At 42.0% G+C, this 3,266-nt stretch carries 4 protein-coding genes; 3 read left to right on the top strand and 1 reads right to left on the bottom strand.

The features are described 5' to 3' along the window. The 3 genes from IQ229_RS19950 to IQ229_RS19940 form a co-directional block, all read left to right on the top strand. Positions 1–1,125: calcium-binding protein (locus tag IQ229_RS19950; protein ID WP_194046713.1), on the top strand; the 1,125-nt coding region annotated here is incomplete at its 5' end. A 578-nt stretch (positions 1,126–1,703) separates the two neighbouring features. Beyond that, complete coding sequence (locus tag IQ229_RS24955; RefSeq protein WP_194046711.1) at positions 1,704–1,994, top strand: transposase family protein; 291 nt, start codon at positions 1,704–1,706, stop codon at positions 1,992–1,994. Then, a complete protein-coding gene (locus tag IQ229_RS19940) occupies positions 1,976–2,329 on the top strand; it encodes a hypothetical protein (RefSeq protein ID WP_194046709.1) in 354 nt (117 codons plus the stop codon). The genes IQ229_RS24955 and IQ229_RS19940 overlap by 19 nt, the downstream gene beginning before the upstream one ends. A 523-nt stretch (positions 2,330–2,852) precedes the next feature. Here the strand turns inward: IQ229_RS19940 and IQ229_RS19935 are convergent. Beyond that, positions 2,853–3,089: a DUF4327 family protein gene (locus IQ229_RS19935; protein WP_094347157.1), complete on the bottom strand. Its 237-nt coding sequence runs from the start codon at positions 3,087–3,089 to the stop codon at positions 2,853–2,855. Between the last annotated feature and the right edge of the window lie 177 nt (positions 3,090–3,266).

Raw genomic sequence — 3,266 nt, 5'->3', positions numbered from 1 at the left:
GGGTTAGAGGACTCAAATGATGTAGTTAATGGTCAAGGCGGTAATGACAAAATCGATGGCTTGAGTGGAAACGATTTGCTGCGAGGTGGTGCGGGTGATGATACCCTCATTGGTGGTGCAGGAAATGACTCCCTCATTGGTGGTACTGGAAATGACTCTCTTGCTGGCAATAATCAGCTTTCTGGAGGCTATGGCAATGATTATCTCTCCATCTCTGGTTACAAGAGCTTTAGCTACCCAGACGAAGACTACAACTCTCGCTCGTCTGGTAAGAACACTCTCAACGGTGGCGCGGGTGACGATAACTTGAATGCTAGCGGTTCAACAGGCAATAATTTGCTCTCTGGGGACGATGGCAATGATAATCTCTCCATCTCTGGCTACTACGACGGAGGTAACTACTCAAACTACGACTCTCGCTCGTCTGGTAAGAACACCCTCAACGGCGGTGCAGGTAAGGATACCTTGAGTGCTGGCGGTTCAACAGGCGATAATTTGCTCTCTGGAGGTGATGGCAATGATTATCTCTCCATTTCTGGCTACTACAGCTATATTCCCAGCGACCCTTACTCACCCCGCGATGTCTCCATCACATACGAATCTCGTTCGTCTGGGAAAAACACTCTTAATGGTGGCACTGGGGACGATAACTTGGATGCTACTAATTCAAAGGGTGATAACTTACTCGATGGTGGCGCTGGCAATGATTATATCTCTGCCTCTAGCGCCTCTGGTAAAAACACAATCTATGGTGGTAGTGGGAATGATACCCTTATAGGTGGCTTTGGTAATGACACCCTCTATGGAGGAACTGGTACTGATACCTTTGTTTTCAATAATTACAATAAAGGTGTTGATAGTATTAATGACTTCAACGCAACTAATGAAGTGATTCAGGTATCGGCTGCTGGCTTTGGCGGCGGATTATTACTAGGTTCACTTCAGACAAGTCAGTTTACCCTCGGAACATCTGCAACGACAAGCAATCAACGATTGATCTATAACAGTGCTACAGGTGGACTGTTCTTTGACCTTGATGGCAGCGCGTCTGGGTTTACTCAGGTAAAATTTGCACAACTATCTACTGGATTGTCCCTCAGCGTAAACAATTTTCTAGTTGTTTAATCGGAATTAGCGCTCTTTGATCGCCAAGCGGTACAGTTTGCAAGGTGCTATTTTTAGCGTCTCGCATTCGATTACTTAATGCAAGCCATTTTGTTATAGCGATCGCGATTCTTGCAGAGATAAGTAAGATAAGCTAACACGCCTACATATTGCACTATTTTCCGTGTAGACTGTCATTAGTCATTAGTCATTAGTCATTAGTCATTTGTGTTTACCAAGGACAAAGGACAATTGACTTAGGACAACCTCACCAGTTGATGTGCAATCTTATTTGCGTAACAGCTTATTCCTTCTTTGAAACGTGCATAAGTTATTTCCAGATTATGGAAATGCCTATCAGTATGTCATATTACCCACTAGTTGAACCCAGAAAAAATTCAGAAAACGCGATCGCACCTATAGAATGTGGGCTTAATGCCGTGGAATCAGATTAATAATACATTTTCAATCCGGTGAGGTATGGGTATGCAAATAAACCTAACCCCCTTCCCGAAGCGGGAAGGCAGGGTGGTTTCATACAACGAGAGAAAAATAATAATGGTTTGTAGAGAGTGGAGAAAAATGGATAACTAACAAGTATGAATCTCGTCGAACAATTGCAGCAAGTCCCAGACTATAGGCACATCCGGGGACGAAGACATGAATTATGGTTAGTATTGTTGCTAATATTGCTGGGAGCAATGACAGGATATTGGGGCTACCGACCACTCGAATATTTTACCCGTATACACAGGCAGAGCTTGATTGAACTGTTAAACCTAGATGTGACAATCAATTTTCCATCCTATTCGATTCAGACCCCTTCTTCCGGTAATATAAGTACTTATCAAGAAGTTTTAATAAAAAAAATATGTCTTCAATTCCTCTAACATTGAACTTAATTGAAGGTTCAGTCTCCTTCAGTTTTTCACCCCAAGCAGCACGAGAATTAAAGACAGCGACGGATCAACTGATGGAGCGCCTAAAAGCGATCGCCGCTAAACCCACTCCTGGCGGTGGTAGAGTCACTCCCCAGCCTCCCCTGGAATATCGTTATACGGGTGAAGTATTTTTAGAAGTTTTTTGTAATCCTAATATCTGGCCAACACCCTTCGCAGCCAAAGTTTTGCTGACTGTCCGCAACGTCAACATTCGCTTGACTACTGAAGCTGAACTTACTCGCATCATTGAAGACATTAATCAATATTTAGAGCAAGTAGGATAATAGTTCATCCGATTTTTCTGGGCTTTGCAAGATTTTTTTAGAAAAAATACTATAAAAATTTTGGATTTTGCGAAAGTTGAGCCAGTTGCTGGCGGAGTTTCCCTTTGTTGTCGCAACTGGTGAGGGTTAGCCTGACTTAGCAAACTTTTCTAGACGGATTTTGGTTTTGAACAGGAAGCAGGTTATCACTTACTTGAGGAAGCGATGCCATAAATTGCGAGTCAAGAGTGAAGTTCCTACACCTCTATCAGATCGATGTAGGAACTTCGCAGAATCTACATACTAAACTCAAGCTGTGACACCAGATGTACAGAACAAATGGTTTTTACGCCTTCTTTAACTTGAAAAGTTGTATAAATTCAGACTCAAATGCTTCTGTATTAATCAAAAACGCAAGATTCTCTATAGGGCAATGCTCATCAAAAACCAGAGATTATTCCCCTGATTGAGCGATGAATCGCTGATGGTGAGATTCACACATCAAAAACAAACTCCCAATCCCAAACCGGAAATCAAACATTGATTAGTCGTTGTCCCACTGTTCGCGACCAATTAGGTCGCCAATGCGATCGCGTAACAAAAAGTCACATTTCTCTAATTCACATTCAACGCAAACCCACTCTCTAGCTGGAATGTATTGACAGAGGCTATATATTGGCTGTTGTCGGCTAACCATTCCCTTTTGCACCAGTCGGCGTGCTTCGTCTTGAATCACATCTAGAGAGTAGTAATTGATAGAAGGCACCGTATTCACACTCATGTTTTTTACTCACAAATTAACACTTACGATAGTGTTCCCGTTAAAAATTAGGAACAAACATTACAGAAATTAGACTTGTGGCTAAGATTTTGTAGTTTGCTATACGGAACTATTTTTTTTTTGAAGCTACATCTCCTGAAATTATGTCAAGAAATGTAAAGAAAGTCAACGAATCCT

Origin of the sequence: Nostoc cf. edaphicum LEGE 07299 (genome assembly GCF_015207245.1) — a bacterium.
Taxonomy (GTDB): Bacteria; Cyanobacteriota; Cyanobacteriia; order Cyanobacteriales; family Nostocaceae; genus Nostoc; species Nostoc edaphicum_B.
The sequence above is the reverse complement of the archived record's forward strand: the minus strand, read 5'-3'. Positions and strand labels throughout refer to the sequence as shown.

Excerpts from the sequence above, each read along its gene's own strand:
- IQ229_RS24955 (WP_194046711.1), top strand. The coding sequence starts at position 1,704 with ATGAATCTCGTCGAACAATTGCAGCAAGTCCCAGACTATAGGCACATC.
- IQ229_RS19940 (WP_194046709.1), top strand. The coding sequence starts at position 1,976 with ATGTCTTCAATTCCTCTAACATTGAACTTAATTGAAGGTTCAGTCTCC.
- IQ229_RS19935 (WP_094347157.1), bottom strand. The coding sequence starts at position 3,089 with ATGAGTGTGAATACGGTGCCTTCTATCAATTACTACTCTCTAGATGTG.